Consider the following 23,521-nt stretch of genomic DNA (forward strand, 5'->3'; position numbering starts at 1 on the left):
ACCGCCAAGGGCGAGTGCGGCCTGGACCAGTACCAGGTGCGGCACTACCGGGCCTGGTACCGGCACATCACCCTCGCCATGGCGGCCCTGGCCTATCTGACCGCCGTCCGCGCGACACAAGCCGCAAAAGGGGCAGCGGATGCGACGAACACGACCTCATACCCCTCAGCGTCCCCGAAATCCGCCGCCTGATCGGGCACATCGCCCGCACACCCCACCACCACACCAACGAACACCGTCTGCACTGGTCACACTTCCGCAGACACAGCCAAGCCCGAGCCCGCCACTGCCACTACCAACGCCGAGACCACACACACCACATGCGGTTGCAGTACTAGGGGGTCTCTTCCTCTCCCGCACGGCCCGCACCGGCCACCGGGTCCATCGTCCTGCCGGAAATCTGGAGGCGTTCCTCCGCGGTGGTCGGCATGTCGACCCGGTCGCGGTAGTACCAGGCGCTCAGCGCGGCACGCAGCCGCTTCCGTCGCGGTGCCCGCTCTCCCGGATGCTCCAGCGGCTCGGGAACGTCCCTCACCAGCAGGCGGTAACGCTGCTCGGTGTCCAGCGGGCGGTGGCTCTCGCCGATCCCGCCGTAGACGTTCTGGCTGACCTGACCGGTCTCCTCGCCCTCCTCCAGCAACTGGCGGTCATGGGCCTGCAGGGCCAGGCAGAAGCGTTTGGTGATCAGGAAAGCGAGGACCGGACCGACGATCACCGCGATCCTGAAGATCCAGGTCAAGGCCTCGACCGACACCTCGAAGACCGCGGCCACCACGTCATTGCCGCCGGCCACCAGCAACACGGCGTAGAAGACGATCGCCGCCACCCCCAGGCCCGTACGGGTGGGACGATCGCGCGGCCGGTCACAGAGGTGGTGCTCCATCAGATCGCCCGTCACCCACTTCTCGAAGTACGGGTAGAGGTAGAGCACGAGGAAGAGCAGACCGGGCAGCACCACCGCCGGGAGGAAGACGTTCCACATGATGGTGTGCCCCGCCACGTTGGTCTCCCACGGGGGCATCAGCCGCAGCGCCCCTTCGAGGAAGCCCACGTACCAGTCAGGCTGGGCATCGGTGGACGTCTGGTCCGCCACGTAGGGGCCGTAGTCCCACACCGGGTTGATCTGGGCGACCGCCCCCAGCCAGGCCACCACCCCGAAGACCATCAGGAACAGGCCGCTGGACTTCGCGGTGAACTGCGGGAACATCGGCTGCCCCACGGCGTTCCGATTGGTCTTTCCGCGGGCCGACCACTGCGTGTGCTTCAGATAGACGACCATCACCAGATGGGCACCGAGCAGGGCGATCAGAATCCCGGGTACGAACAGCACGTGCACCGTGTACAGCCGGGGGATCAGGATGTGGCCGGGGAACGAGCCGCCCCACAGGAAATAGCTCAGATACGTCCCGACGACGGGAAGGGACAGCACGATGGTGTTCGCGGTGCGCAGCCCCGTCCCGGACAGCAGGTCGTCGGGGAGGGAATAGCCGCAGAACCCCTCCAGCAGGGCGAGGAGGAAGAGCGTCACCCCGATCATCCAGTTGAATTCGCGGGGGCGGCGGAAGGCGCCGGTGAAGAACACCCGCAGCATGTGGACGCCCAGCGCGGCCACGAACACCAGGGCCGCCCAGTGGTGCATCTGCCGGATCAGCAGCCCGCCCCGGACATCGAAACTGATGTTGAGGGTCGACGCATAGGCGTCCGTCATCACGAGCCCGTCCAACGGGCGAAAAGCACCGTGGTACGTGCGCTGGCTCATGCTGGGTTCGAAATACAGCGTCAGATAGCTTCCGGTCAGCACCAGCACCACGAGGCTGTACAGCGCGATTTCCCCCAGGAGGAAGGACCAGTGGTCCGGAAAGGCCTTGCGCAGCAGCTCCTTCGCCAGTTCGGAGACCGGGGCCCGGCGGTCCAGCGCGCTGTAGCCGGTGACGGCCGCCTCGCGGGCCTGCGCCGCCATCCGGGCCTTCCGCTTCTGGAACAGCATGCTCCACTCCCTCTCAGCCCCTGGGGGTCCCTCCCTGGGCCCGGCGCCGCACGGACGAGCACGCACCGCGGGTACCCGTACCGCGCGCAGCCAACCGAGCTCGCCCGACGGCCGGCACCGGCGCCCTCCGCGTACGGACTCAGTCGGCCGTCCGGTCGGGGGTCATGTGCGCCAGCGCCCCGCGCGAGGCGTCGCGCGCCTTCCGCAGCCGCCAGCAGCCGAAGGAGGCGAGCGCCGCGGCACCCGAGGCGTAGCCGACCGCCATCGTGGCGGCGGCCCGCTGCGGCGGCGGCCAGCGTCGTTCCACCGCGCGCAGCACGGCCTCATGGGCCGAGAGCAGGCCCAGCAGGGCGCAGACCCCGCCGGCGGTCAGGGCCAGCGAACCCAGGCCCGTCTCCCGGGCCGTTTCGGTCAGCTCGATCCTCGCCCGGTCGAGCTCCGCACGGACCAGAGTGGCCACCTCCTGGGATAACCGTCCCGCAGCCTCGGAGAACCTGCCCGCGGGGTCCGGCGGATCGGGAACCCCACCGTCTTGGTCCGGATGCTGCTCGGTCATCACACGAGCCCTTTCTCGACGCGTACCACGAGCGCACCGCTTAGCCGTAACACCTCCACGGCGCCGCCAAACGGGACGGGCACCCCTGCCACCCGCCTGGCGCGCCGCTTTCCCGCCGCCGGCCGCCGCCCCGACGCAGGTCGCCGACCGGGCTCGTCCCGCGGCGCGGGGAGAAGCCGGGGCCACCACGCCGAAGCCGAGGACCAGCGGAACGGTCAGGAACGGCGGGCGCGGCCGCGCCGGGTGAGGAAGTCCCGAATGCCGTCCAGCAGGCCGAGGCCCGGGCTGACCGCACGGGTGGCCAGAACGGAGTCCGGGGCGTTGGGCCGGGGGCGGGTCGGGGCGCTGTTCCGCGCCCGCCGGATCTTCTCGCCGAGCTCCTGCCGGGTGTCCGCGGGGCAGGTGGCCTGCAGCCGCGGGAAGAGCCGTTGCTCCTCGTCGAGGATGTGGCGGGTCACCCGGGTCGACAGGGCCAGGACCAAGGCCGTGAAGTCCTCGTCCTGCGGCTCCCGCTGCTCCAGGTCGTGCAGCAGCTCCTCGATGCGCTCGTGGTCGGACAGCTCCTTCTCGGCCCACCGCCGCCCGTTCGCCACATGGTCCCGTACGGCGGGGTAAAGGTGCTCCTTCTCCGCGACGGAGTGCCGGACCAGGGCCGCGGACACCTGCTCGACGAGGGCCTTGCGGGCGGCACTGCCCGGTTCCGCGGCGCGGATGCGGTCGAACAGCCGCTGCACCGCGCGGTGATCGGCGGTGAGTTCCGCTATGACGTCCGGGGCGGCCGCCACCGGTCAGCGTTCCTTCGCAGAGGTGTGGGGCGGCTTCACCGGGGGTGCGGCCAGGACGCCGGCGTGCCGCAGGGAGAGATCGGCCACCAGGTCCCACTTGGTGTCGATCAGCGCGGCGGCCGCCCGCTCCTCGGCGATGTGCTGCTCCAGCAGTCTCGCGGTCTGTTCGTCGCCGTTGCGCACCGCGAGGTGGTGCAGCATCTCGTAACCCGCCAGCACCAGGTGGATGAGGGTGTAGGCGTCGCGGGCGTGCTTTCCGGCGTGGTCGCGCCGGGCCCGTGCGAGCAGCGCATAACCGGTCCCGATGAGCCGCAGCGTCATGTCCTTCACGGTCGACGGCTGTTGGTGGTACGCGTGCAGCCGACTGCCGAGTGCGGTGATGTGCCGGCGGGTCGCCTCACGGTGCGCCTCCAGCGGTTTTCTCAGTTCCGGGGCGCGGGTCGAGGCGATGAGGGAGGTCAGGGCGGTCTCGATCAGCCGCTCCAGCGAGCGGGTCTCCTTGAGGTGCCGCAGGTACTGGTCCTCCGCCGTCTTCTCGCTCATGACCCACCACTCCTCGGACGGTCTCTCACATCATTTCCATCTTGATGTAACGCACCGCGTCGGGCGCGCTGAAGGCCATGGCGGTCAGCGCGGCGGCGGCCAGTACACCGACGGTGATGCGCACCGCGATCGCGGGAATGAAGATGCCGTTTTTCATGGCGCATTCTCCTGACGGAAGTCGGGGGGAAGTGACGGAATTTCCGGGGGAAGTGGTGCGGAAAGTGGTCCGGCGCACAGGCTGCCGAGGAGTTCCGCCAGCAGCGGCACCGCCTCCTCGACCGCCGCGGACACGGGCCCGGTGAGCCGGGGCGCGTTCCCGTGCGCATGCCCGGCGCGTGGTGGGCCTGCGTGTTCCTGCTCCGGCCGGCCTGCCGAGCGACGCCGTACCCACCACGACCGCCGACCCGTAGCCGGTCAGGAGGCGGTGCGCCAGATCGGCGCCGCGGAGCCCGAAGTCGACGAGGTGCACCTCCTCGGGCAGCGGGAGCGTGCGCAGGGCGGTGAGGAGCGCGGAGCCGAAGGCGCCGTCGGTGGCGAAGGAGTCCCCGGTGGCGGCGACGAGGACGCGCGGACGGCCCGGGGACGGCGCGCCGACCGGTTCGACCTCGTCCGGGGCGAAGAAGAAACGGTGCCCCAGACCAGTGGGGAAGTCCCGGCCGTCATCGTCCACCAGGGTGACGACGATATGCGAATGCCCCTCGGAGTCCTCTTCGACGGCGTCGACCTCGGCCAGGCGGCCGGCCAGGGCCAGGTCGAAGATGTCGCCGCGGCGGCCGGGGCGCAGCCGTACCCGGCTCCCCGGCCGCGGGGACCCCGGGTGTCCGACCGGGCGGGGCGCGGTCATGCGTCTTCCTTGATCGTCCGGCGGCTGCGGATCGTGCCGCGCAGGGCGAGCAGGTCCTCGGGGGACATCGCGGCGCAGCGATCGAGGATCTCCCGCGCCCGGGGATCGGTCGCGCGGGCCTCCCGCTGTTCCTCGGGCGTCAGGCTCAGCACGTTGAGGATGAGCAGGTGGTCGATCTCCCCGCCGTCGAAGAGGTCGCCGGGGCTCTCCGGCGCGACCGCGGGAAAGTCGGAGAGGGTGACGGGCGACGAGAGCACCGTGGGGGACCGGTGCGGGTCGCGGCCCGTCCCGGGCGCGTCGCCGATCAGTACCGGCCAGGTGCCCTCGTTGCGGCAGACGGCGGCCGCGTGGGCCAGGGCAGCGGGCGGATCGGCGAGGGAGACGAAGCCGCCGTCGTGTGCGGTGAGCACGGTGTGGGTGGAGACGAACGCATACGGGGCGAGCTTGTCGCGGCCCTCGCGCGGATCACCGGTGTGCGGGGGACAGGGGGTGGTGTTGGTGAAGGTGACCGCGAGACGGAGGGTGTCCCCGGGCCCGTCCCCCGTGCCCGGCTGTGCGTCGACCTCCACGGTGCCGTGCAGCCGTTTCCAGCGGCGTACGAGCATGCCGACGGCCCGGCCGTGCCCGTCGCGCAGGGTTTCCTCGTGCGCCCCGTCCGGCAGGTCGACGATGTCGAGGGTGCGCCCGTCCGAAGGGGACCAGACGGGCAGCACCCATTCGCGTTCCGCGGCCTCGTGCCAGGTGAGGTGGGTCTCGCCGGCGACGGTGAGGGTGTCGACCGGGCGGTTCTCCCCGCCGTCCCTGCGGTAGACCTGCCGCTCGACGACCTGCAGGAACCGCAGGCGGATCGTGACGGAGGTGCCGGGCGTGGTCTCCAGCAGCGTCTCGGTGTGCATCCGGGCGGGCTCGCCCAGGGCTTCCGCCTCCCCTTTCGGGTAGACGCCGCCGAACGTCCAGCGCTTGGTGTTCTTGAGCGCCGAGCGCCGGTAGGGCCACAGCAGGTAGCCCTCGTACAGACAGGTACGCGCGATCTTCTCGACCGAGGCTAGGGGGTCCATGTCGCTTCCGTGGTCGGTACGGGCCGGGGCAGGGCGGCGTCCAGGAGGGCGCTGACGGCCTGTTCGGCATCGGGCAGGCCGTGTGAGGTCTGGTAGGCGCTGAGCCGGTCGTGGGTTCGGTGGGACAGCCGCAGCCAGGACGTGGCGCCGTAGTAGCGGCTCATCAGGTCGTGCCAGAGCTGCGCGGGCAGCCGGCAGGCGGCCTCCTTGTCCCAGGGGATCTGGGCGGTCGCCAGCCGCCCGCCGGGGCCCGTGTGGAAGACGGTGCCGCGGAAGAGGAGGCCCAGGGGGACCTCGCCGTCCCGCACGGCGCGCAGGTAGGTGACGGCGGCGAGCCCGGCGTCACCGCCGCACGGGATCGGGAGGTCGATCTCGGTCCGGTCGTCGAAGGGCGGCACGACGGACGTGACTTGCGCCCAGGCCAACGGCTGCATGCTGGTGGCCCATTGGTCCGGCTGCCCGAACAGCCGGGCCAGGGCGAGCGCTTCCGCGGGCCCGTAGCTGCGTCGTGCGGCATCGATCCGGACGGCGGTGGACAGGGTCAGGGACCGGATCGGGCCGCCGCCGGTGCGGGCGACGGCGAGTTTCAGGACGAGGGTGGGCACCGCGGCGTGCGGCAGGGCGCCCACGCCGGTCACCGCGAACGACAGGTCGGGCAGCCCGTGGTGCGCCTCCGCCGCACTCGCGCCCCTCATGCCGCTCACCGCGCTGCTGCCGGTCATGCCGGGGACAGGTTGGGCATGCCGGGCAGGATGGGGTTCTTGCTCTTCGGGCGGATCCCGGTGGACCGGCGCGAGGTCGACCTGCCGTAGGGGAGGTGGCCGGGCTGGCGCTTGTAGTGGCCCTCGTGGTTGCCCCGGCGCACTCCGGGGACGTGGGCGGTGAAGTCCGGTCGTACCTGTCGCTTTCCGACGGTGATGTCAGCCATGGCTCTCCTTCGGGTGCTGTCAGTCGTCCGGATCGACGGGGGTGAGGTGGTCGAAGAACTGCTGCACGTGCTGCCACACCTCGTCCCCGCCGGCAAGTCCGCGCCAGTGGGTGCGCAGCAGGGCGGCGAGCCGGTAGCAGTCGTCCAGCGGCACGATCCAGTGCTCCTGGCGGCCACCGGTCCGGTTGACCAGCAGCGCTTCGGTACGCGGAACGAGGGTGGCGAGGGCCGGCGCACCGGCCTCGACACCGGCCCACACCGCGCGGTCCACCGGGGCGCGGGTGACGCCCATCGGGCCCGGGTAGCCGGCGGTGATCGCGTCGTCGGGCGGGCCGCCGTGCAGGAAGAACGCCAGCCCGACCGGTACCCGCAGGGCGGCCCACTGCCGTGCGTCGAGCCGCATGCCGTCCAGCCGCAGCCGGCGTTCGGACAGCAGCAGGTAGGGCTGCCGGCCGCCGCTGTGCCGGTCGGTGTCGAAGAGCAGCGCGCACGCCCGGCAGGCGCACAGCAGGGAGTCCGCCGTGGTGTCCAGCAGATGACGGTGTTCGGCCGGCACGGGCTCGGCGCACAGCTCGCACCGGTCGTCGTCCCGCGTTTCCGGCAGCGGGCGGCGGGCCAGCTCCCGGAGTGCCGAGGCGGTGGGGACCACGATGCTCATGAGTGCGCCCCGCCCGCCCGCGCACCGCCACGGGACAGCGCTTCCACGGGAATCAACGGGGGCTCGACGGTCGCCGCCGCCTCCTCGATCTCCACCCGCTCGATCTCCGGCGCGGCCCGGGCCACCGCCTCCTGCACCGCCGTACGGAGCGCCTCGCCCGAGGACCCGCAGCCCCGGGACCGTACCCGGATGCGGGCGAACTGCCCGTCCAGCGCGACGAGTTCGGCGTCACCGAGGCCGCGCAGGCCGTCGAGGGCCGTGCGGATGCGGGTGTCGGCCGGGTCGGGGTGCAGTCCGTGCACGAGCAGCAGATGGCCGATGAGTTCGTCGTCCGCTGCGGCCCGGGTGAGGTCTGTGCCGGCCAGCGCCATGACCCGGGCCAGACATTCCCCGTAGAGCGCGACGAGCGCCTGGGCGGCCTCGATCGCCCGGTCCCGCGCGGCGGGATCGGGCAGTGCCGAGAGCGAGGTCAGCAGCGTCTCGGTGCGGACCACGTGGTCCCGTGCCTGCCGGTCGTTCCAGGTCATGGCACTCCTCACGCCCGGTGGCCGAAGGTCGGGGAGTGGCTCTGCGTCAGGGTCCGGCCGTCGCCGAGGTACATGTGGACGCCGCACGGCAGACAGGGGTCGAAGCTGCGGACCGTCCGCATGATGTCGATGCCCTTGAAGTCCTCCCGCCCGTTCTCCTCGAAGATCTGCAGGCCCTGCACCGCGTCCTCGTACGGGCCGGGGGTGCCGTAGGAGTCGCGGGGGCTGGCGTTCCACGGGGTCGGCGGGTACGGGTGGTAGTTGGCGATCTTCTTGTCCCGGATGACCAGGTGGTGCGAGAGCACGCCCCGTACGGCCTCGTGGAACCCGACCCCGATGGCCTCCTTGGGCACTTTGAAGTCCTCGAAGACCTTGGTGCGGCCGGCCCGGACCTCGTCCAGTGCCCGCTCGACGAAGTACAGCGCCATCCCGGCGGCGTACGCCACGAAGTACATCCGGGCCCGGTCGCGCTCGATGGTGTTGGGGAACGGCGGGGGCGTCCACTCCAGCCTGACCTCCGGGCTGTTGGGCGTCTGCGGGAGGTCGATCTGCACGCTGTGGCCGGTCGAGCGCACATAGGGCGTACGGACCTTGCCGGCCAGCGCTGTGGCCCACAGGCGGGCGATCGGTCCGCCGCCGGTGTCGAGCGCCAGGTGGTCGCCGGTCCGTTTGTCGAACCAACGGGGGCTCATCACCCAGCTGTAGTTGCCGCCGTCGAGGTCCCGCTTCTGCGGTTTCGGAACGGTGGTCTGGTTCCACGGATGGCGCTGGTCGACGGGGTTGCCGAGCGGGTCCCTGTCGACGTACGTCTCCTCGCCCGTCCAGTCCTGGTAGTAGGAGCTGCCGAGCAGGATGCGCATGCCGAGGTTGATGTCGACGAGGTCGGTGGTGACCAGTTCGTTGTCGACGATGATGCCGGGGGTCACGAACATCGCGTTCCCCCAGGTGTTCATGGTCCGGTAGTCGTAGTCGACGACCTCGGGGTCCTGGAAGCAGCCCCAGCAGGCCAGCAGCGTTCGGCGGCGGCCCACCTCCTCGTAACCGGGCAGCGCCTCGTACCAGAAGTCGAAGACGTCGTCGTTCATGGCCACCGCGCGTTTGACGAAGTCCAGACAGCGGGTCAGCCGCACCAGGTAGTCGGTGAAGACCTGCGGGGTCGCGACGGTACCCACGCCGCCCGGGTACAGCGTCGAGGGATGGACGTGCCGGCCCTCCATCAGGCAGCACATCTCCCGCGTCAGCCGGCTCATCTGCAGCGCCTCTTTGTACGTCTGCCCCTCGAACGGGTTGAAGGCGCGCATGATGTCTGTCGGCGACGGTCTTGTGGCCGTGTACGTCGGCGTGCGGGGCCGGGGTGCGTTCGGCCCGCTCCAGGACCCCGGGATTGGTCTCCTTCACCATGCGTTCGCAGAAATCGACGAACACCATGTTGTCCTGGAAAATCGTGTGGTCGAACATGAACTCGGCGGCTTCGCCCAGGTTGATGATCCAGTCCGCGAGCGGCGGCGGCTTGACGCCGTAGGCCATCTGCTGGGCGTAGAGCGAGCAGGTGGCGTGGTTGTCGCCGCAGATGCCGCAGATCCGGCTGGTGATGAAATGCGCGTCGCGCGGGTCCTTGCCCTTCATGAACACGCTGTAGCCGCGGAAGAGCGAGGACGTGCTCCGGCATTCCACGACTTCCCGTGCGGCGAAGTCGATTTTGGTGTAGATGCCGAGGTTTCCGATGATGCGGGTGATCGGGTCGAAGGCGACTTCGGTGAGTTCGCGTCGTCGCTCCGCATCGGTCTTCTGGGCGCTCGCCACGGGGAATTCCTCTCGCGGATGGCGTGCTGGGCGCTGGGCGCTGGGCGCTGGGCGTACTGGGCGTACCGGGCGTTCTGCTGGTCCTGAGTGGGTGTGAGTGGGGGTGAGTAGGTGTGAGTGGACGTGAGCGGGTGGAGGGGGCGTGAGCAGGTGTGGTGGGCGTCGCGGACGTGAAGTGCGGGAAGGGCGGGAAGGGCGTGAAGTTACGTGCGTCCGGTCCAGTGCGGGTCGTAACCGCTGGTCAGCGCATCCTCGTTATGGCGCCACTTGGGCTCTTTGTTGGCGGTGATATTGGTGAGGGACCGCAGGGTGCGGATGAACGGCCCGTACACGCCCATCAGGGCGGAGGACACCGTGCCGCCGGGCACGGTGTCCTCCATGAACGGCATGAATTTGTCCGGGAATCCCGGCATCGTGCAGCCGATGCAGATGCCGCCCACGTTGGGGCAGCCGCCCACCCCGTCCATCCAGCCGCGTTTGGTGACGTTGCAGTTGACCACCGGACCCCAACAGCCGACCTTCACCTGGCACTTGGGTGAGTTGTAGTCCTTCGCGAAATCCCCCTGCTCGTAATACGAGCCGCGGTCGCACCCCTCGTGCACGGTCTTGCCGAACAGCCAGGTGGGCCTGAGCTGCTCGTCCAGCGGAATGGGCGGAGCGAGTCCGGCGGCCTGGTGCAGGACCCACATCAGGGTCTCCATGAAATTGTCCGGCTGAACGGGGCAGCCCGGAACGTTCACAATGGGCAGCCCACCGGCCGACCGGAAATCCCGTCCCAGATAGTCGGCCAGCCCCATACACCCGGTCGGGTTACCCGCCATCGCATGGATGCCGCCGTACGCCGCGCAGGTCCCGATGGCCACGACGGCCCAGGCCTTGGGAGCCAACCGGTCGATCCACTTGTTCAGCGTGATGGGCTCGCCCGTCTCCGGATCGTTGCCCATCGCCGACCAATAACAGTCACCGTTGATGTTCTCGTTGGGAATGGACCCTTCGACGACGAAGATGAACGGTCCGAGTTCGTCGCGGGCCGCTTGGTGAAAGGCCGCCATGAAATCGTCACCGGTCTCGTAGGCCAGCACCTTGTTGTGCAAATGGACCTTCGGCAGACCGGGAATAGCGCCCAGAACCACGTCCTCCAGGCTGGGCAGCGTCGCCGCGGTGACCGAAACCGTGTCCCCGTCGCAGCTCATGCCCTCGGAGGTCCACAAAATGTGCACCTCGTCCAGGCCCGGCGTCATCGGTTCAAAGCCCATGGTTCGTCCCTTCGGCTGCCACCGGGCCGACCGGCGGACCTCAGAACCTCAACACCACCAAATCTCACATAGCTCATGGATCGCCACAAATGGGGTGATGTGTAGGGGTGGGGGTGGGGGAGTGGGAGTGAGGTGGGACTGGAGTGGGGTGGGGCCGGAATGGGGCTGGAGGTATGGCCGGAGTGGGAGTGGAGGTGGGGACGGAGCGGGGCCGGAGTGGGAGTGGAGGTGCGGGTAATCCCGTGGCCGCTGAAAGTCCCGTTGCTCGTCAGTAGTCCTATGGCCGTCTGTAGTCCCGTAGTCGTCACCAGTCCGTGGCCGTCACGGTCCCATTGCCGCCAGCAGTCGATGGGCTGCCGGCGGCAACGGATGATGCAAGGGATGGCAATCCGGGACGTTAATCCAGAGGCGTAGAACGCAGTTCCGCGATGACGTCCGCGCCCGATGGTGCATTCTCCGGGTCGACCAGCCACTGCAGCATCAGACCGCTCAGCAGGGCGAGCGGTACCGAGCCGCCGAGCCCCTCCCGTGCCATGCGCTGGCCCTCCGCGAGGTGCGCCCGTACCTCCGGTGATCGCTCGGCCTGCACCGCGGCTTCCAACTGGGCGACCCACAGGGCCCGATGTGTGGTGAAGCTGTCGATCAGTGCCTGCCAGCGCTGCTCTGCCGTTCCTTCGGGTGTGCGACCCGCGAGTTCGTCGCCGAGCTCATCCACGGCCTGTACGAGCGCCTGGGTGAGCAGCGCGTCCCGGGACCCGAAGTGGTAGCCGATGGCGGCATGGCTGACCCCGGCCGCTGCCGCGATGTCCCGGACGGTGGTCCGCGCCCAGCCGCGTTCGATCAGGCACTGCTTGGCGCCGGCGAGGAGGTCCTCTCGATTTCCCATGCCGGCAGCCTATCCAAGGGTTGTCCGCTTGGTTCACCCGCTTGGTTCATCCAGCTGGTTGACCCAAGCGGTTTGCCCAAGCGGTTCGCCCGGATGGCTTGTCCAAATGGTTTGTCCATATGGTCAAATCCCGGCTATGGTCGTCCCATGACTCCCACGAAGGTTCTGATCTCCGGTGCGAGCGTGGCCGGACCCGCTCTCGCCTACTTCCTGCACCGCGACGGGTACGACGTCACCGTGGTTGAGCGCGCCCCGGACCTACGGGACAGCGGATATGCGGTCGACTTCCGCGGCGCCGCGTTCGACGTGCTCGACGAACTGGGCATCCTCGCCGAGGTCCGCCGCCACGAGACCGAGATGCGCGGCACGGCCCTGGTGGACGGGAGCGGTACCGAGACCGGGACGCTGCCGGCCGAAGCCTTCGCCGGCGAACTGGAAGTGCCCAAGCGGGAGTTGACCCGGATCCTGCACCGCATCACCACCCCCGGCGTGGAGTACGTCTTCGACGACTCGATCACCGCGCTCACCCAGCGCGACTCCGGCGTCGCCGTCGAGTTCGAGCGCGGCGCGCCTTGTACCTTCGACCTCGTCATAGGGGCGGACGGGGTGTACTCGAAGGTCCGGCGGCTCGCGTTCGGCCCGCACGCCGACGCGGTGCGCCACCTCGGCCTCTCCGGCGCCGGCTTCAGCACCGCGAACTACCTCGGGCTCGACCACAGCGGTGTGCTGCAGCACGCACCGGACACGGCGATCTACGCGTTCAGCGCAGGCGACCCGGACCGGCTGACGGTCAGCCTCTCGTTCGCCACCCCGACGCCCGCGCTGGACCGTTGCGGCCGGGACGAACAGGAGCAGGCTCTGCGCACCGCGTTCGCGGGACTCGGCTGGGAAGCTCCGCGCCTGCTGGACGCCATGGCCGAGGCCGACGACTTCTACTTCTCCTCGGCCTGTCAGGTCCATCTGGACCGCTGGTCACACGGCCGGGTCGCGCTGCTCGGCGACGCCGGATACTGCGCCGCGCCGACCAGCGGCATGGGCACCTCCCAGGCCCTGATCGGCGCCCGGGCACTGGCCCGCCACCTGGCCGACACGAACGGCGACCACACGTCCGCCTTCACCGCCTACGAGGCGGAGCTGCGGCCGTACGTCGCGGCAAACCAGGCAACGGGCGTGGAGGGAGCGGCGATGTTCGGGGGCGGGGGTACGGGCAGGGGGACGGGCAGGGGTGGGGGCGAGGAAGGGGGCGATGAGCTGTGAGCTGTGGTGGGTGGTAGGTGGTGGGTGGTCGTTTGATCGGTGGCTGCTGGCTGCTGGCGGTGGCCGGTTGATCGGTGGGTGGTGAAGGGGGAACCGCGAGCTGACCGTTCCGGGTCACTTCCCGGGGGCTTCCCCGCGGGGGACGGCGAAGCCAGTGAGGGTGGCGGTGCCCGGCGCGAGATCCGCCCAGGCACCCGGCAGACCCAGGAGCGCAACACCGGACGTCGGGAACTTCGCACGCACCCGCGCCAACGCCTCCTCGTCCCCGCCCGTGGCCTCGCTACCGCCCCGCTCTCCTCCCTCTCCCCTTCCTCCCTCTCCCTCTCCCTCTCCCACCAGCGACAGCACCAGGTCCTGAACGCCCGGCTGATGACCGATCAACAGCACCGTGCCCCGCTGCTCCGGAACCTCGCGCAACACATCGAGCAGTTCGGCGGTGCTCGCTCCGTACACCCGCGGCTCGAAGACCACCTCCGGTCGGGCACCGAGCTCCGCTGCTACCAGTTCCCAGGTCTCGCGGGTGCGGCGGGCCGTGGAGCACAGGACGAGGTCGGGTACGCACCCGTCCGCCAACAGCCGGCGCCCGACCGCCGGTGCGTCCCTGCGGCCCCGCTTGCCCAGCGGGCGCTCATGGTCGGGCACGTCCGGCGGCCAGGCGGACTTGGCATGACGCAGAACCACCAGTCGGGCAGTGAAGGTCGATGTCATGGCTTCATTGTCCTTCGGGGACCCGGTGGTCGCGGGTCTTGGCGGCGGACCTTGGGCCTGGATTCGCGCTCGGCTCGGATCTGCTCGTGCTGACGGGTGATCCGTAGACGTGCGCTGCCGGACGGTTGAGTACCTTGCCCCACCTCACACCACCCCGCCTAAGTGGTCGGCTCCGTAAATCTTTCGAGGGTTGATCGTGGAGCCTGCGTCGTGTGTGGTGCGGGGGCAGATGCTCGGGTCGGTGCGGTAGAAGGCGAAGCCCCAGGTGCTGACGGGTCCGCCGTAGCGCAGACGCATCTGTTCGCCGTCATTCCATTGAGGCGTTTGCCGGCGAACCCGGTCCTTGAGGCTTTCTTGTCAGTGAACCTGGTCGCTCTTGGGCCCGATGCCTTTGACGCCTTTGATGCCTTTGATCCTGGTCGGAGTTCCGTCCGGGGTGAACGAGTCGTGGAAGGTGAAGGCGTGCGGCGTGGAGCCGTGGTCGTGGAGGTGTTCCAGCCTGGAAACCCCGTCCTGCCAGGTGGGTATCACGCCGTCGGAGACCCACCAGAACACGTAATTCGGGTGTGCTGTCCTCTCGAACCAGTCGTAACGCCTGTTCAGCGCCTCGCGGTGCAGACCGGTGTAGATGGCGTCGAAGGCGGGGCGCAGGTCGGTCCAGAGTGAGAGGGTCGCGTCCATGGCGATGGTTTCCGCCGTACGGCCCTTGTCGTACCAGGTCGGTACGGCGAACTCGCCCCATGCACCCCAGTCCAAGTCGAAGTGTGAGCCCCGGCCGCGGTCTGCCGCTTCAGCACGAGCGAGGTACCCGGGGTGCTGGCTGATCTTCCGGTAGACGGCCTCGCCGCTGTCGTGGAGTTCGCGTGTGAGAGGTGCGGGATCGGCGAGAGGTGACTTCAGGACGCCGAATGTGTACAGCGCAAGATGGGGCATGTGTCTCTCCCTGGTTGGGGTGCCTGGTGTGGACCCGATTCGGTGGCTTACGCCTGAGGCGAGGGTTCGTGGGGCGTGACCAGCTCATCCCGCCGCGGGTGCCTCAGCCTGAAGGAACTCCTCTGCGACCGTGGGCGATCGCCGAAGACCAGGTGAAGGTAGCTGCCTTTGCGGGCCATGTCGAAGTTGCGTTTTTCCTGTCCAAGTGGCTTCTCGCACCGGTGATTTCGGGGGCTGGGGGCAGGTGACCGGGCCGGGGCAGGCTGGCGGGGTGCCAGTGATCCGCTTCGGCCGATCGGTTCGCCCGCCATGCCGTGCGCACCCCTGTCCGTTAGCCCGCGTGCCGCCGAACGCGTGCGGTGGAAGAAGATGGCCTACGGCCACAAGACCGAGCACCGGCTGCGGGTGCGTGCACAGGTGGTGCTGCACGCCGCGCGTGGACGCTCCCACGCATGCACCGCCCGGGAGACGGGGCTGCATGTGGACATCGTGCGCCGCTGTCGTGGCCGGTTCGCCCAGGCGGGCCTGCCCGGGCTCAAGATGAGTGGAGCAGTCTGGGGCGGGACATCGTCGGCGCAAGACGCGGCTTTCGGTGGCCTGGGTCGGTACCGCGGCCTCCGCCTCGGTCGTGCCGTTGCTTCTCTTCGTCTCGTCATGGTCTGAGGTAGGCATCGCAGACCACCCCTCGATCCTCGGCATGACGGCATGACGGCATGACGGCATGACGGCATGACGGCATGACGGCGAGATGGAGGGAGGGCGGGATGGCTGTGTCAGCACACGTGACGGGCTCACCGCAGGTCGGGCCTCCATCCAGAGGTTGAGGAGCAGGGGTGGAGGGCGGCCACCGCCGGACCAACCCTGGGGTCGACGCTTCTCCACCCTCCCAGCTCCTAACGTCGAGGCATGTGGTCGATAGCGGCTGTGCCGCACGGCCGTACACCTCGTCATCTGTGCTTCGTTCGGACCGTTGGGGGCCTCGTGAAAACCGTGGAGGGTGGGAAAACCGTGGAGGGCGCGGAGAGTAGGAAAACCGTGTGGGGCTCGGAGGGTAGGAAGACCGTGGACAGCGCGAAGGGCAGGGGAAGCCCGGTAGCCATGAATACGGGCGGCACCCGCCGATGGCGCGCGTTCCTCCTCCCACTGATGACCACCATCCTCCTGCCCTTCGCGGTGTACTACGTGCTCCGTGCGCAGGACATCGCCCAGTGGCAGGCGCTGCTGCTGAGCGGTGCCATCCCGGCGGCGCACGCAGTGGGCACCGCCGTAGTGCGCCGGCGCATCGAATTCTTCGATCTGCTGGTGGTCGCCCTACTGGTGGTGTCGGCGGTCACCTCGCTGATCAGCGGTAGTCCGCGGGTCCTCCTGCTGAAGGACGCGGCCATCCCCGCCGTCCTGGGCGTATGGATGCTCAGCTCGCTGTTCGCGGCCCGCCGATGACGTACCAGTTCGGGCGTCGACTGCGCGGGCCGACCGCGGAGGCGGCGGCGGAACGCACCTGGTGCGAGCGGCCGGACTTCCGAGCCGCGCTCCGCGGACTCACGGTGCTGTGGGGCACCGCGCAGCTGCTCGATGCCGCATTGAGCACCGTCGAGGCACTGGCGCTGCCCGTCGACCTGGTGCCAGTGATCGGCCGCTTTCAGTCCCTCGGCATCCTGGCCGCCACGGTGGCATTCACCATCCGCCACAGCCGCGCCTTCCACAGCCGCCACGGCATACCCCTCTTCGGCCTCTCACCGGCGCCCACCACGCCCACGGCATGACGGCCGCGCCATGCCACCCATGCGCCTTCCAGCCGTGATGTGACCGGCGCCGCGGTGGGTGAGCCTCCGGTGCGGCTCACCGTCCGACGGCACGGTCGGGCTCCGCCCCGACGCATCTGCTACCGCCGTCTGAACACGTGAACGCGCACCTGGTACACCGTTGGTGGCAGCAAGATGGTGCAGGTGAGCAGATCATCCGAGCAGGTACAGACCGCAGCCCCTCTCTGGCACGAACACCGCCACGCCCCCTTCCCGGCTGGCCTACGAGGCGCCGAGTTCGGAGGTACGGACATGGTGTTGCTCGACGCGGACACCGCTGGCTGCGTTCTTACGTGGCTCAATAACGGTGGCACTCTCGACCCAGAGCGCAGCCGCATCCTGCAGAGCTGCATTGAGGACCTAGACCGAGTCATCCCCGAGATCACCGATTCCGCAGGAATCCAGTACTACCAACGCTTGCGCCAGCTTGCCCTACTTGCCGCCGCGAGCCTCACCGACGCCAAATGAGAAGTTCGCCAAGCGGGGCCCTCGCTGCGCCGGGTCGGGCCAGGGAGGAGGGGACGGACGAGGAGGGAAGGTAGGCGAGGCGAGGCGATGAGATGCGATGGGAGGCGAGGCGCGGCGACGTGAGGTGAGGCGGAGGAGGGAGGCGGGGGGAGGAGGGAGGCGGGAGGGGGAGGGAGGAGGACCGGGAAGGGCCAAGCCTCTCCGGATGGGACGTAAGTGGCGGGGCATCGTGGTCGGTGCCCCCAACTGGTGGCGTGCCGTGCTCCGCGCGTTGCGACTTGCTCTGCCACGGTGGCTGCGTGAGACCGATGGCCCAATGAATGAGGGGATCGCACGGTGGCGGCTGTGTTGTCTGCGCTGTTCGCGCTGCTGGCGGCCCTCGGCAACGCGACGGGTACCGTGCTTCAGCGCGTGGCGGCACGGACCGTTCCGGCGGGTGATGCCTTCAGCCCCAGGTTGGTCCGGCACCTGGTGCGTAATCCGGCATGGCTCGGCGGGATCGCCGTGGTGGTCGGCGCGGCGGCGTGCCAGGCGCTGGCCCTGGCGCTGGGTTCGCTCGTCCTGGTCCAGCCGATCCTGGTGACCGAACTGCCACTGGCGCTCGTGATCGCTTGCGCGCTGTCCCGCCGACGGCTTCCGGCGGCCGGCTGGGCCGCTTCCCTGAGTGTCGCCGCCGGCCTCGGCCTCGCGCTGGCCGCTGCCGCGCCCTCCGGTGCGGGCACTGAAGTCTCGTCGGCCACATGGGTGGTGACGCTGCTGGCCACCGTGGGCGCCATCACGCTGTGTGCGGCGGCCGCGGCACCCCGCCCGCGGGGGAAGGCCCGCGCGGCCCTCTTCGGTGCCGCCTCCGCGATCGGTTACGCCCTCACGGCGACGTTGATGAAGTCCGCGACCGACACCTTCAACCTCCACGGCCCGGGCGCCTTCTTCGCCTCCTGGCAGACCTACGGCTTTGTGGCGGCGGGCGCATGCGCACTGTTCCTGCTGGCCAATGCCCTGGAATCCGGCCCGCTCGTGGTCTCCCAGCCCGTCCTCACCCTGGGAGAGGGGCTTGTCAGCCTGGCCCTGGGCATCGTGGTCTACGGGGATCGCGTACGCACCGGATGGTGGCTGATTCCGGAGGCGATCGGGGCCGTGCTGGTCACTTGGGGCGTGCTCGTCCTGCCAAGGGTCCGGATGGAGGACGAGAGCGAGGCTGGAGGCGAGAGGGAGGGAGAGGGAGAGGGAGGGGGAGGGTGAGGGTGAGGGAGAGGGGACAGGGGAGGGCCGGGGCACGGGAGCAAGGGCCGCCCGGGGGAGGGACCGTCAGTTGATGGTCGGTGCATGCTCGTACAGACCCCAGACCTCAGACCCCAGACCTCAGACCTCAGACTTCCTGAGTTACGCGCGCGCGTTGGACAGAGACGCCATCCGCTTACCGTTCGGCTGGCTTGATCAGTCGAACAGGGTTCCTGTTCGGGTGATCTCTCGGTGGTCGGGGCATAGCGGCAGGGCCTCTTGGTAGCTCGGGGTTGCGATCCCAACCGAGCAGTACCAGGAGGCCCTGTTGTCGCAGTCTGTCGCGCTTGTGTCCGTGGAGTCCAACGCGCCGTCCCTGTCGTGTGACTGTCTCGCGCACAGGTTCGGCAACGCGGCGGACGGACCGGACCGGGTGCGGTGTTACGGCTCCGACCTGACGGAGGCCGAGTGGCAGGTCATCCGGCCGCTGCTGCCGGTCCCAGCGTGGCTGCAGGGGCGGGGCGGACGGCCGGAGGGCTATTGCCACCGCGTGATGCTGGACGCGGTCCGCTATGTCGTCGACAACGGCGTCAAGTGGGTGAACCTGCCCTGTGACTTCCCACCGTACCGGCGGGTGCACGCGTTCACCCGCCGCTGGCAGGTGACGGGCCTGCTCGCCGAGTTCCACGACCGACTGCGCGACGAAGTGCGCCAGAAGGAGGGCCGTGCGGTGGACCCGACGGCCGCCATCGTGGACTCGCAGTCAGTGCGAGCGGCGGCGAACATCCCGCGCTCCACGTCCGGCTGGGACGGCGGCAAGAGGGTGGGCGGGCGCAAGCGGCACCTGGTCGTGGACTGCCTCGGCCTGGTCCTGGCTGTCGCGGTGACCGCGGCGAGCGTGCAGGACCGGGACGCTGCAGTGCCTGTGCTGGAACGGTTGCGCAGGCTGTACTTCTCCGTCCGTCTCGTCTGGGCGGACGGCGGCTATGCGGGCCGCCTGGTCGACTGGGCGGCCGAGAACCTCCACCTCACGCTCGACATCGTCAAACGCTCTGACGACACCACGGGGTTCGTGGTGCTGCCGCGCAGGTGGGTGGTGGAAAGAACACTGAGCTGGCTGATGCGATCGCGTCGCCTGGTGCGCGACTACGAGACGCTGCCCGCCATGCACGAGGCCATGGTGCTGTGGTCCATGACCATGCTCATGAGCGGCCGCCTGGCCGGCCGCCGCCCTGGCGCCTTCAGCCGGCCGGCGTCGCGAGCGGGGTGAACAGCCCTGGTCGTGTCTGGAGGGCCCACCCTCGTTCCACCAGGCGTTTCGCCTTCGACCGCAGTCCCTCGACCTTCGCCGGCACCGCCTGAAGGCCCAGGGCCGCAGCCAGCTGCTGGCACCGCATTCCCTCCCGGCCCGCAGCTGACTCCAGCACGGACATGATCCGCTGGTAGTCCGCAGGCAGGACCGACGCCGTCATCCCCTCGGCCCATCGCGGCACCACCGCCCCCGTGCTCCCTACCGGCTCCACGACCGCACACGGCGGCTCGGCCAGCACCTCGGCCACCGTCACACGGGCATCCGCAAGACGCTGAAGTGCGCGTTCCGCCTCGCCGAGGGCGGCCTGCACCCGCTCGGCCTCCTGCCGCAACTGCGCAACCTCTTCCCGGACCTTCTTCTCCCGGGCCTCCAACAAACCGAGCACCGACGGCACCAGCCACCTCCACAAGCGAGACGAACGGACGAACCACGCCCATCTCTCCCGCCACCAGCCGGAGTTCATGCCCACCCAGCCCGAACCAAACGATCACGTTCGGAAAGCGGATGGCGTCAGAGTCCACACGCCTAGACACATGTCACCCCCCTGGCCCGCCCGCGCCCACCGTGCGCACTGTTCAATGTCTGGTGGACGGCTTCCTGGTCTGAGCACACCAGCGTCGTAGCCAGACTGGCACCCCAGTAGGGTTGTGGCCATGGGTAGGGGGATCGGGCGGTCGCCCGAAGGGGATCTGGACAGCGGTGTCGAGGAAGCGACGCTACTCATCCTGGAGTGGCTGGGTGAGCAGGGAATTGGTGCCATGATCCGGGTCGATGCGGAGCGCCTGCGCGAGGGCCGGCCGGCGTGGACCTTTGCCGCCGGCGGTGGGCCGTTGCCGCCGATGAGAGCTGACGGCGCCTCGGCCGCCGAGTGCATGGGCAGGGCCCTGAGCCGGATGCGAGAGGCTGGGGTGACCGTCCCCTTCTGAGCACGTCGGCCGAGGAAGCCAATGGCGCGCCTACTTGTGCGGTCAGCACAGAGTTTGGTGCCTTGTTACCTCGTTGTCAGGCGGCAAGGGGTTGGTTGCTACCCGCGGTTTGTCCGTCAGCCCGTCAGCCCGTAAACCAGCTGGTCGAGACGGCTGATGGTGCCTACCGTCTTCCTCGCTCGCCACAGTGTCGTTCTGCTCGGCGCCCTTCACCCCCGTGGGTACGCCATCTCGCACAGACCACGCACACAGAGCCTGGTCCGTTCTCCAGGGGTGGGAAGAGGCGCCAGCGGCGTCAGGAGGATTGGCGACGGTCTTGGACCGGCTGATGGTTGGCGCTTGGCGCTTGGCGCTTGGCGGTTGACGGTTGGCGGGCTGACGGCAGGTGGACAGGTCGTGGCAGTAAGAGGCCGTGCGTGGAGGGAGAGCTCTTCGCCGTCAGCAGGTGCGCCCGACGTAGTGCGCGCCCTGGATTCTGGAGGCGGAGCCCAGCCAGGTACGGCCGGGGCCCACGCAGCGCTCGTAGTCGGGGGCCCAGGCGACCTTTACCTTGATCACGACGTTCGAACCGTCGGTGGTGCAGTGGCGGTAGAACGCATCACTGCCCGTCTTGTAGAAGCCACATGGTTCTTTGGCCAGGGCGAGGGCCTGACCGGTCGCGGCGGTGACCGTTCCGCAGAATGCGGCAGCAACGAGCATGAGAGCAGTAAAACGGCGCATGGAACACCTTTCCCCAGGGCCTCACTTGGTCCATCTCGTCCTTCTCACGACCCAAGTCGGCCCTTCTCAAGACACCAGTTGGTCCGCCGCCCCGTCGGTCGACGTGTGCGGCTCCGCATGACTCCCCCTCGCGGAATCCTCCATGCGCAGGACCGCACGTGTGGGTGACGGCAATATGGGCCAGATTGGGGCTCGGAGCGTTGGGGGAAGGTCGTAGCGAGCGGCACGAGTGACGGAGGCGGGTGGGGAAGGGGGTGGGGAAGAGGGGGTTTCTCCTGGGGTGCCAGGTGTGTGCCGCGTCGCGTGCGGCAGGATGTCTGATCGCGTCAGGGCAGCTACGTCGGTGGGAGGCTCTACCTCTGCGGAACGTCTACGCCTGCGGAACGTCTACGCCATCGGGGCGTCTACCTCCGTGGGGCGTCTACTTCCGTGGGGCGTCTACCTCCGCGGGGCGGGGCTAAATTCTACGGGTGCGTCTACATCTACGGGGGCGTCCACGTCGGCGAACGGTCCTCGGCGCATTCGAAGTCCTAGAGACAAGCAGGTAAAGACCGAATGATGGAGCATCACATGCGAGGCGTGGCAGTGGCCGGGCCGGAATTCCCGGGAACGGGGGTCGACCGGTGAACCGTGCTGTCACCCTGCATGACCTGATCTTTGCCGGTGCCGCGCTGATCGCCGGCATCGTCGCCGGACTGTTGTGCAAAGCGGTTCTGCGGTGGCTGGGCAAACACGCGAGCAGGACGCGATGGAGCGGCGACGATGTCATTGTCGATGCGCTGCGGTCCGTGGTCCCCTGGGCGGCGATATGTGGTGGCTTGGCGGCTGCGGCCGCTGCGCTGCCTCTGACGCCTTCGGTCGGACGGACCGTCAACCAAACGCTGACCGTGCTGCTCATCCTGGTCGTCACGCTGACCGCGGCCCGGATGATCACTCGTCTCGTGAAGTCCCTTGCCCAGTCGCGTTCCGGCGTGGCCGGATCAGCCACCATTTTCGCCAACATCACCCGCATCGTGGTGCTGGCAATGGGCGTTCTCGTCATTCTGCAGACCCTCGGCATTTCCATAGCTCCGCTGCTCACCGCGCTCGGTGTGGGTGGCCTCGCGGTCGCCCTGGCATTGCAGGACACGCTCGCCAACCTCTTTGCCGGCGTGCACGTATTGGCTTCGAAGACTGTGCAGCCCGGTGACTACATTCGGCTCAGCAGCGGGGAGGAGGGGTACGTCGTCGACATCAACTGGCGTAACACCGTGGTGCGTCAGCTCTCCAACAACCTCGTCATCATCCCCAATGCGCAGCTGGCCGGCACCAACATGACCAACTTCACCCGGCCGGAACAGCAGTTGTCGATCCTCGTCCAGGTGGGAGTCGGCTACGAGAGTGACCTGGAACACGTCGAACGGGTCACCCTGGAGGTCGTCAAGAGCGTCATGACCGACGTCAGCGGCGCCATCCCGGAACATGAACCGGCCGTCCGTTTCCACACCTTCGGAGATTCCCGGATCGGCTGCACGGTGATTCTGGGTGTTGGCGAATTCAGCGATCAGTATCGGATCAAGCACGAATTCATCAAGCGGCTACATCACCGGTACCGGGTCGAGGGCATCAGAATTCCCGCGCCGACACGGACGGTGGCGCTGCAGCACCCCGAGGGCGTCGCCATACCGCAGCAGCGAGGGACTGCGGATCCGGTGGCGTAGGGCATATGTACCTGCGCGGATCCGCTGAGGCTGGCCGGAATTCTGCGACTGAGTGATGAGAGCGTGAGTCGATGACAGCCAGGGCGCCGGCACGGTGACCGGTGCCCTGGCGGCCGCAAGTGTTCGACTTCGCACCGGCGGCCCCGGCTTGGACGCCATTCCTCTCGGGCCCGCCCCTCTCGGGCCCGCCCCTCTCGGGCCCGCCCCTTCCGGGTCCTGGCCCGGCTCCGTTCCAGATCTGATCGGGCTCCGTACCGGTCCCTGCCCCGGCCCCGGTCCCGGCCCCTGTCCATCGATCGGCTGCCCATGCCGACCTCGGGGGCCGGCGCCACGGAGCGCACCTACGCGGAGGGCCATTGGTGCGCGTCGCCTACGGGCTGGGGCCGAGCGCCCGCCTGACTGGCGATGAGAGTCCCGACGCCGACCAAAGCCGTGTGACGGTATCCGTCGTCATGGGATCCTTTACGCCGGTATCCGCCAAGTCTCCCGTCCTGGTGGCTGCACTCGCCGCCTTGTCGCTCACTGTGGGCGGCGGTAAGTGAGACAGCCACCGGCTGAAGAGGGAGTAACACCATGCACAGGGCTACGGCAATGGACGCGAGTACCGCGACGGACAGGCACACGGCGCCGGACAGGAACACACCAC

At 69.0% G+C, this 23,521-nt stretch carries 25 protein-coding genes and 2 pseudogenes; 10 read left to right on the forward strand and 17 right to left on the reverse strand.

The features are described 5' to 3' along the window. A pseudogene (locus AB0G35_RS12345) lies at positions 1-192 on the forward strand (IS701 family transposase); the annotation flags it as partial. A gap of 142 nt (positions 193-334) precedes the next feature. On the opposite strand, the gene AB0G35_RS12350 reads toward AB0G35_RS12345, so the two are convergent. The 13 genes and pseudogenes from AB0G35_RS12350 to AB0G35_RS12410 all read right to left on the reverse strand — a co-directional run bounded on the left by AB0G35_RS12350 (position 335) and on the right by AB0G35_RS12410 (position 11,831). Further along, complete coding sequence (locus AB0G35_RS12350) at positions 335-1,987, reverse strand: cytochrome bc complex cytochrome b subunit (RefSeq protein ID WP_360947581.1); 1,653 nt, start codon at positions 1,985-1,987, stop codon at positions 335-337. Positions 1,988-2,126: 139 nt separating this feature from the next. Continuing rightward, positions 2,127-2,543, reverse strand: coding sequence for a phage holin family protein (locus AB0G35_RS12355; protein WP_360947583.1), 417 nt, complete (start codon positions 2,541-2,543; stop codon positions 2,127-2,129). Positions 2,544-2,758: 215 nt separating this feature from the next. Then, positions 2,759-3,328, reverse strand: a complete 570-nt coding sequence (locus tag AB0G35_RS12360; RefSeq protein ID WP_360947585.1) for a hemerythrin domain-containing protein — start codon at positions 3,326-3,328, stop codon at positions 2,759-2,761. 3 nt (positions 3,329-3,331) lie between these two features. Continuing rightward, a complete protein-coding gene (locus AB0G35_RS12365; RefSeq protein WP_360947587.1) occupies positions 3,332-3,871 on the reverse strand; it encodes a DUF892 family protein in 540 nt (179 codons plus the stop codon). Between the two features lie 25 nt (positions 3,872-3,896). Continuing rightward, positions 3,897-4,715 (reverse strand): hypothetical protein, encoded by an 819-nt coding sequence (locus AB0G35_RS12370; protein WP_360947589.1) that lies wholly within the window; start codon positions 4,713-4,715, stop codon positions 3,897-3,899. Beyond that, on the reverse strand, positions 4,712-5,773 hold the full coding sequence (locus AB0G35_RS12375) for a hypothetical protein (RefSeq protein ID WP_360947591.1): 1,062 nt from the start codon (positions 5,771-5,773) through the stop codon (positions 4,712-4,714). Before AB0G35_RS12375 ends, AB0G35_RS12370 begins: the two co-directional genes overlap by 4 nt. Then, positions 5,761-6,495, reverse strand: a complete 735-nt coding sequence (locus AB0G35_RS12380) for a DUF6084 family protein (RefSeq protein WP_360947593.1) — start codon at positions 6,493-6,495, stop codon at positions 5,761-5,763. The genes AB0G35_RS12375 and AB0G35_RS12380 overlap by 13 nt, the downstream gene beginning before the upstream one ends. Further along, complete coding sequence (locus AB0G35_RS12385; protein ID WP_360947595.1) at positions 6,492-6,701, reverse strand: hypothetical protein; 210 nt, start codon at positions 6,699-6,701, stop codon at positions 6,492-6,494. Before AB0G35_RS12385 ends, AB0G35_RS12380 begins: the two co-directional genes overlap by 4 nt. A 19-nt stretch (positions 6,702-6,720) precedes the next feature. After that, positions 6,721-7,359 (reverse strand): DUF5947 family protein, encoded by a 639-nt coding sequence (locus AB0G35_RS12390; RefSeq protein WP_360947597.1) that lies wholly within the window; start codon positions 7,357-7,359, stop codon positions 6,721-6,723. Beyond that, complete coding sequence (locus tag AB0G35_RS12395) at positions 7,356-7,886, reverse strand: NifU family protein (RefSeq protein ID WP_360947599.1); 531 nt, start codon at positions 7,884-7,886, stop codon at positions 7,356-7,358. The genes AB0G35_RS12390 and AB0G35_RS12395 overlap by 4 nt, the downstream gene beginning before the upstream one ends. An 8-nt stretch (positions 7,887-7,894) precedes the next feature. Then, positions 7,895-9,689, reverse strand: a pseudogene (locus AB0G35_RS12400) (nickel-dependent hydrogenase large subunit). 203 nt (positions 9,690-9,892) lie between these two features. After that, positions 9,893-10,945 (reverse strand): hydrogenase expression protein HypE, encoded by a 1,053-nt coding sequence (locus tag AB0G35_RS12405; RefSeq protein ID WP_360947601.1) that lies wholly within the window; start codon positions 10,943-10,945, stop codon positions 9,893-9,895. Positions 10,946-11,342: 397 nt separating this feature from the next. Further along, positions 11,343-11,831, reverse strand: coding sequence for a TetR family transcriptional regulator (locus tag AB0G35_RS12410; RefSeq protein WP_360947603.1), 489 nt, complete (start codon positions 11,829-11,831; stop codon positions 11,343-11,345). Positions 11,832-11,978: 147 nt separating this feature from the next. Here AB0G35_RS12410 and AB0G35_RS12415 point away from each other — a divergent pair, with 147 nt between their 5' ends. Further along, positions 11,979-13,088, forward strand: a complete 1,110-nt coding sequence (locus tag AB0G35_RS12415) for an FAD-dependent monooxygenase (RefSeq protein WP_360947605.1) — start codon at positions 11,979-11,981, stop codon at positions 13,086-13,088. A gap of 114 nt (positions 13,089-13,202) precedes the next feature. On the opposite strand, the gene AB0G35_RS12420 is transcribed toward AB0G35_RS12415, so the two are convergent. Together AB0G35_RS12420 and AB0G35_RS12425 are read right to left on the reverse strand one after the other, a co-directional pair. Next, on the reverse strand, positions 13,203-13,796 hold the full coding sequence (locus AB0G35_RS12420; protein ID WP_360947607.1) for a histidine phosphatase family protein: 594 nt from the start codon (positions 13,794-13,796) through the stop codon (positions 13,203-13,205). 357 nt (positions 13,797-14,153) lie between these two features. Further along, positions 14,154-14,729: a DUF3291 domain-containing protein gene (locus AB0G35_RS12425; protein ID WP_360947609.1), complete on the reverse strand. Its 576-nt coding sequence runs from the start codon at positions 14,727-14,729 to the stop codon at positions 14,154-14,156. Positions 14,730-15,098: 369 nt separating this feature from the next. Here AB0G35_RS12425 and AB0G35_RS12430 point away from each other — a divergent pair, with 369 nt between their 5' ends. The 6 genes from AB0G35_RS12430 to AB0G35_RS12455 all read left to right on the forward strand — a co-directional run bounded on the left by AB0G35_RS12430 (position 15,099) and on the right by AB0G35_RS12455 (position 19,487). Continuing rightward, complete coding sequence (locus tag AB0G35_RS12430) at positions 15,099-15,392, forward strand: helix-turn-helix domain-containing protein (protein WP_360947611.1); 294 nt, start codon at positions 15,099-15,101, stop codon at positions 15,390-15,392. A gap of 483 nt (positions 15,393-15,875) precedes the next feature. Further along, the gene (locus AB0G35_RS12435; RefSeq protein ID WP_360947613.1) at positions 15,876-16,169 is read left to right on the forward strand and encodes a VC0807 family protein; all 294 of its coding nucleotides are present in this window, start codon (positions 15,876-15,878) and stop codon (positions 16,167-16,169) included. Continuing rightward, positions 16,166-16,492, forward strand: coding sequence for a hypothetical protein (locus AB0G35_RS12440; protein WP_360947615.1), 327 nt, complete (start codon positions 16,166-16,168; stop codon positions 16,490-16,492). Before AB0G35_RS12435 ends, AB0G35_RS12440 begins: the two co-directional genes overlap by 4 nt. Positions 16,493-16,783: 291 nt before the next feature. Continuing rightward, positions 16,784-16,999 carry a hypothetical protein gene (locus AB0G35_RS12445; protein ID WP_360947618.1) on the forward strand — a complete coding sequence of 72 codons (216 nt, stop codon included), beginning with the start codon at positions 16,784-16,786 and terminating at the stop codon, positions 16,997-16,999. A 345-nt stretch (positions 17,000-17,344) separates the two neighbouring features. Beyond that, positions 17,345-18,238 carry a DMT family transporter gene (locus AB0G35_RS12450; RefSeq protein WP_360947620.1) on the forward strand — a complete coding sequence of 298 codons (894 nt, stop codon included), beginning with the start codon at positions 17,345-17,347 and terminating at the stop codon, positions 18,236-18,238. Between the two features lie 307 nt (positions 18,239-18,545). Then, positions 18,546-19,487 carry an IS5 family transposase gene (locus AB0G35_RS12455; RefSeq protein WP_360947622.1) on the forward strand — a complete coding sequence of 314 codons (942 nt, stop codon included), beginning with the start codon at positions 18,546-18,548 and terminating at the stop codon, positions 19,485-19,487. Here AB0G35_RS12455 and AB0G35_RS12460 read toward each other — a convergent pair. Next, positions 19,459-19,923 (reverse strand): hypothetical protein, encoded by a 465-nt coding sequence (locus tag AB0G35_RS12460; RefSeq protein WP_360947624.1) that lies wholly within the window; start codon positions 19,921-19,923, stop codon positions 19,459-19,461. The two genes, AB0G35_RS12455 and AB0G35_RS12460, sit on opposite strands and share 29 nt — an antisense overlap. Positions 19,924-20,182: 259 nt before the next feature. Here AB0G35_RS12460 and AB0G35_RS12465 point away from each other — a divergent pair, with 259 nt between their 5' ends. Then, a complete protein-coding gene (locus tag AB0G35_RS12465; RefSeq protein ID WP_360947626.1) occupies positions 20,183-20,455 on the forward strand; it encodes a hypothetical protein in 273 nt (90 codons plus the stop codon). Between the two features lie 438 nt (positions 20,456-20,893). On the opposite strand, the gene AB0G35_RS12470 is transcribed toward AB0G35_RS12465, so the two are convergent. After that, complete coding sequence (locus AB0G35_RS12470; protein ID WP_360947628.1) at positions 20,894-21,154, reverse strand: DUF6355 family natural product biosynthesis protein; 261 nt, start codon at positions 21,152-21,154, stop codon at positions 20,894-20,896. 644 nt (positions 21,155-21,798) lie between these two features. On the opposite strand from AB0G35_RS12470, the gene AB0G35_RS12475 reads away from it, so the two are divergent. Then, entirely contained in the window at positions 21,799-22,875 is a 1,077-nt protein-coding gene (locus AB0G35_RS12475; RefSeq protein WP_360947630.1) for a mechanosensitive ion channel family protein, read from the forward strand. The last annotated feature ends 646 nt before the right edge of the window (positions 22,876-23,521 follow it).

It is taken from the genome of Streptomyces sp. NPDC021749, assembly GCF_040640655.1.
In the GTDB taxonomy this organism is placed as follows: domain Bacteria; phylum Actinomycetota; class Actinomycetes; order Streptomycetales; family Streptomycetaceae; genus Streptomyces.

What these genes read in the sequence shown, in the direction of transcription:
- AB0G35_RS12445 (WP_360947618.1), top strand. Translation starts at nt 16,784, where the DNA reads ATGGTGTTGCTCGACGCGGACACCGCTGGCTGCGTTCTTACGTGGCTC.
- AB0G35_RS12370 (WP_360947589.1), bottom strand. Translation starts at nt 4,715, where the DNA reads ATGACCGCGCCCCGCCCGGTCGGACACCCGGGGTCCCCGCGGCCGGGG.
- AB0G35_RS12395 (WP_360947599.1), bottom strand. Translation starts at nt 7,886, where the DNA reads ATGACCTGGAACGACCGGCAGGCACGGGACCACGTGGTCCGCACCGAG.
- AB0G35_RS12435 (WP_360947613.1), top strand. Translation starts at nt 15,876, where the DNA reads ATGACCACCATCCTCCTGCCCTTCGCGGTGTACTACGTGCTCCGTGCG.
- AB0G35_RS12465 (WP_360947626.1), top strand. Translation starts at nt 20,183, where the DNA reads ATGGGTAGGGGGATCGGGCGGTCGCCCGAAGGGGATCTGGACAGCGGT.
- AB0G35_RS12420 (WP_360947607.1), bottom strand. Translation starts at nt 13,796, where the DNA reads ATGACATCGACCTTCACTGCCCGACTGGTGGTTCTGCGTCATGCCAAG.
- AB0G35_RS12375 (WP_360947591.1), bottom strand. Translation starts at nt 5,773, where the DNA reads ATGGACCCCCTAGCCTCGGTCGAGAAGATCGCGCGTACCTGTCTGTAC.
- AB0G35_RS12430 (WP_360947611.1), top strand. Translation starts at nt 15,099, where the DNA reads ATGGCCTACGGCCACAAGACCGAGCACCGGCTGCGGGTGCGTGCACAG.
- AB0G35_RS12415 (WP_360947605.1), top strand. Translation starts at nt 11,979, where the DNA reads ATGACTCCCACGAAGGTTCTGATCTCCGGTGCGAGCGTGGCCGGACCC.
- AB0G35_RS12405 (WP_360947601.1), bottom strand. Translation starts at nt 10,945, where the DNA reads ATGGGCTTTGAACCGATGACGCCGGGCCTGGACGAGGTGCACATTTTG.
- AB0G35_RS12425 (WP_360947609.1), bottom strand. Translation starts at nt 14,729, where the DNA reads ATGCCCCATCTTGCGCTGTACACATTCGGCGTCCTGAAGTCACCTCTC.
- AB0G35_RS12350 (WP_360947581.1), bottom strand. Translation starts at nt 1,987, where the DNA reads ATGCTGTTCCAGAAGCGGAAGGCCCGGATGGCGGCGCAGGCCCGCGAG.
- AB0G35_RS12440 (WP_360947615.1), top strand. Translation starts at nt 16,166, where the DNA reads ATGACGTACCAGTTCGGGCGTCGACTGCGCGGGCCGACCGCGGAGGCG.
- AB0G35_RS12470 (WP_360947628.1), bottom strand. Translation starts at nt 21,154, where the DNA reads ATGCTCGTTGCTGCCGCATTCTGCGGAACGGTCACCGCCGCGACCGGT.
- AB0G35_RS12365 (WP_360947587.1), bottom strand. Translation starts at nt 3,871, where the DNA reads ATGAGCGAGAAGACGGCGGAGGACCAGTACCTGCGGCACCTCAAGGAG.
- AB0G35_RS12410 (WP_360947603.1), bottom strand. Translation starts at nt 11,831, where the DNA reads ATGGGAAATCGAGAGGACCTCCTCGCCGGCGCCAAGCAGTGCCTGATC.
- AB0G35_RS12390 (WP_360947597.1), bottom strand. Translation starts at nt 7,359, where the DNA reads ATGAGCATCGTGGTCCCCACCGCCTCGGCACTCCGGGAGCTGGCCCGC.
- AB0G35_RS12385 (WP_360947595.1), bottom strand. Translation starts at nt 6,701, where the DNA reads ATGGCTGACATCACCGTCGGAAAGCGACAGGTACGACCGGACTTCACC.
- AB0G35_RS12355 (WP_360947583.1), bottom strand. Translation starts at nt 2,543, where the DNA reads ATGACCGAGCAGCATCCGGACCAAGACGGTGGGGTTCCCGATCCGCCG.
- AB0G35_RS12380 (WP_360947593.1), bottom strand. Translation starts at nt 6,495, where the DNA reads ATGACCGGCAGCAGCGCGGTGAGCGGCATGAGGGGCGCGAGTGCGGCG.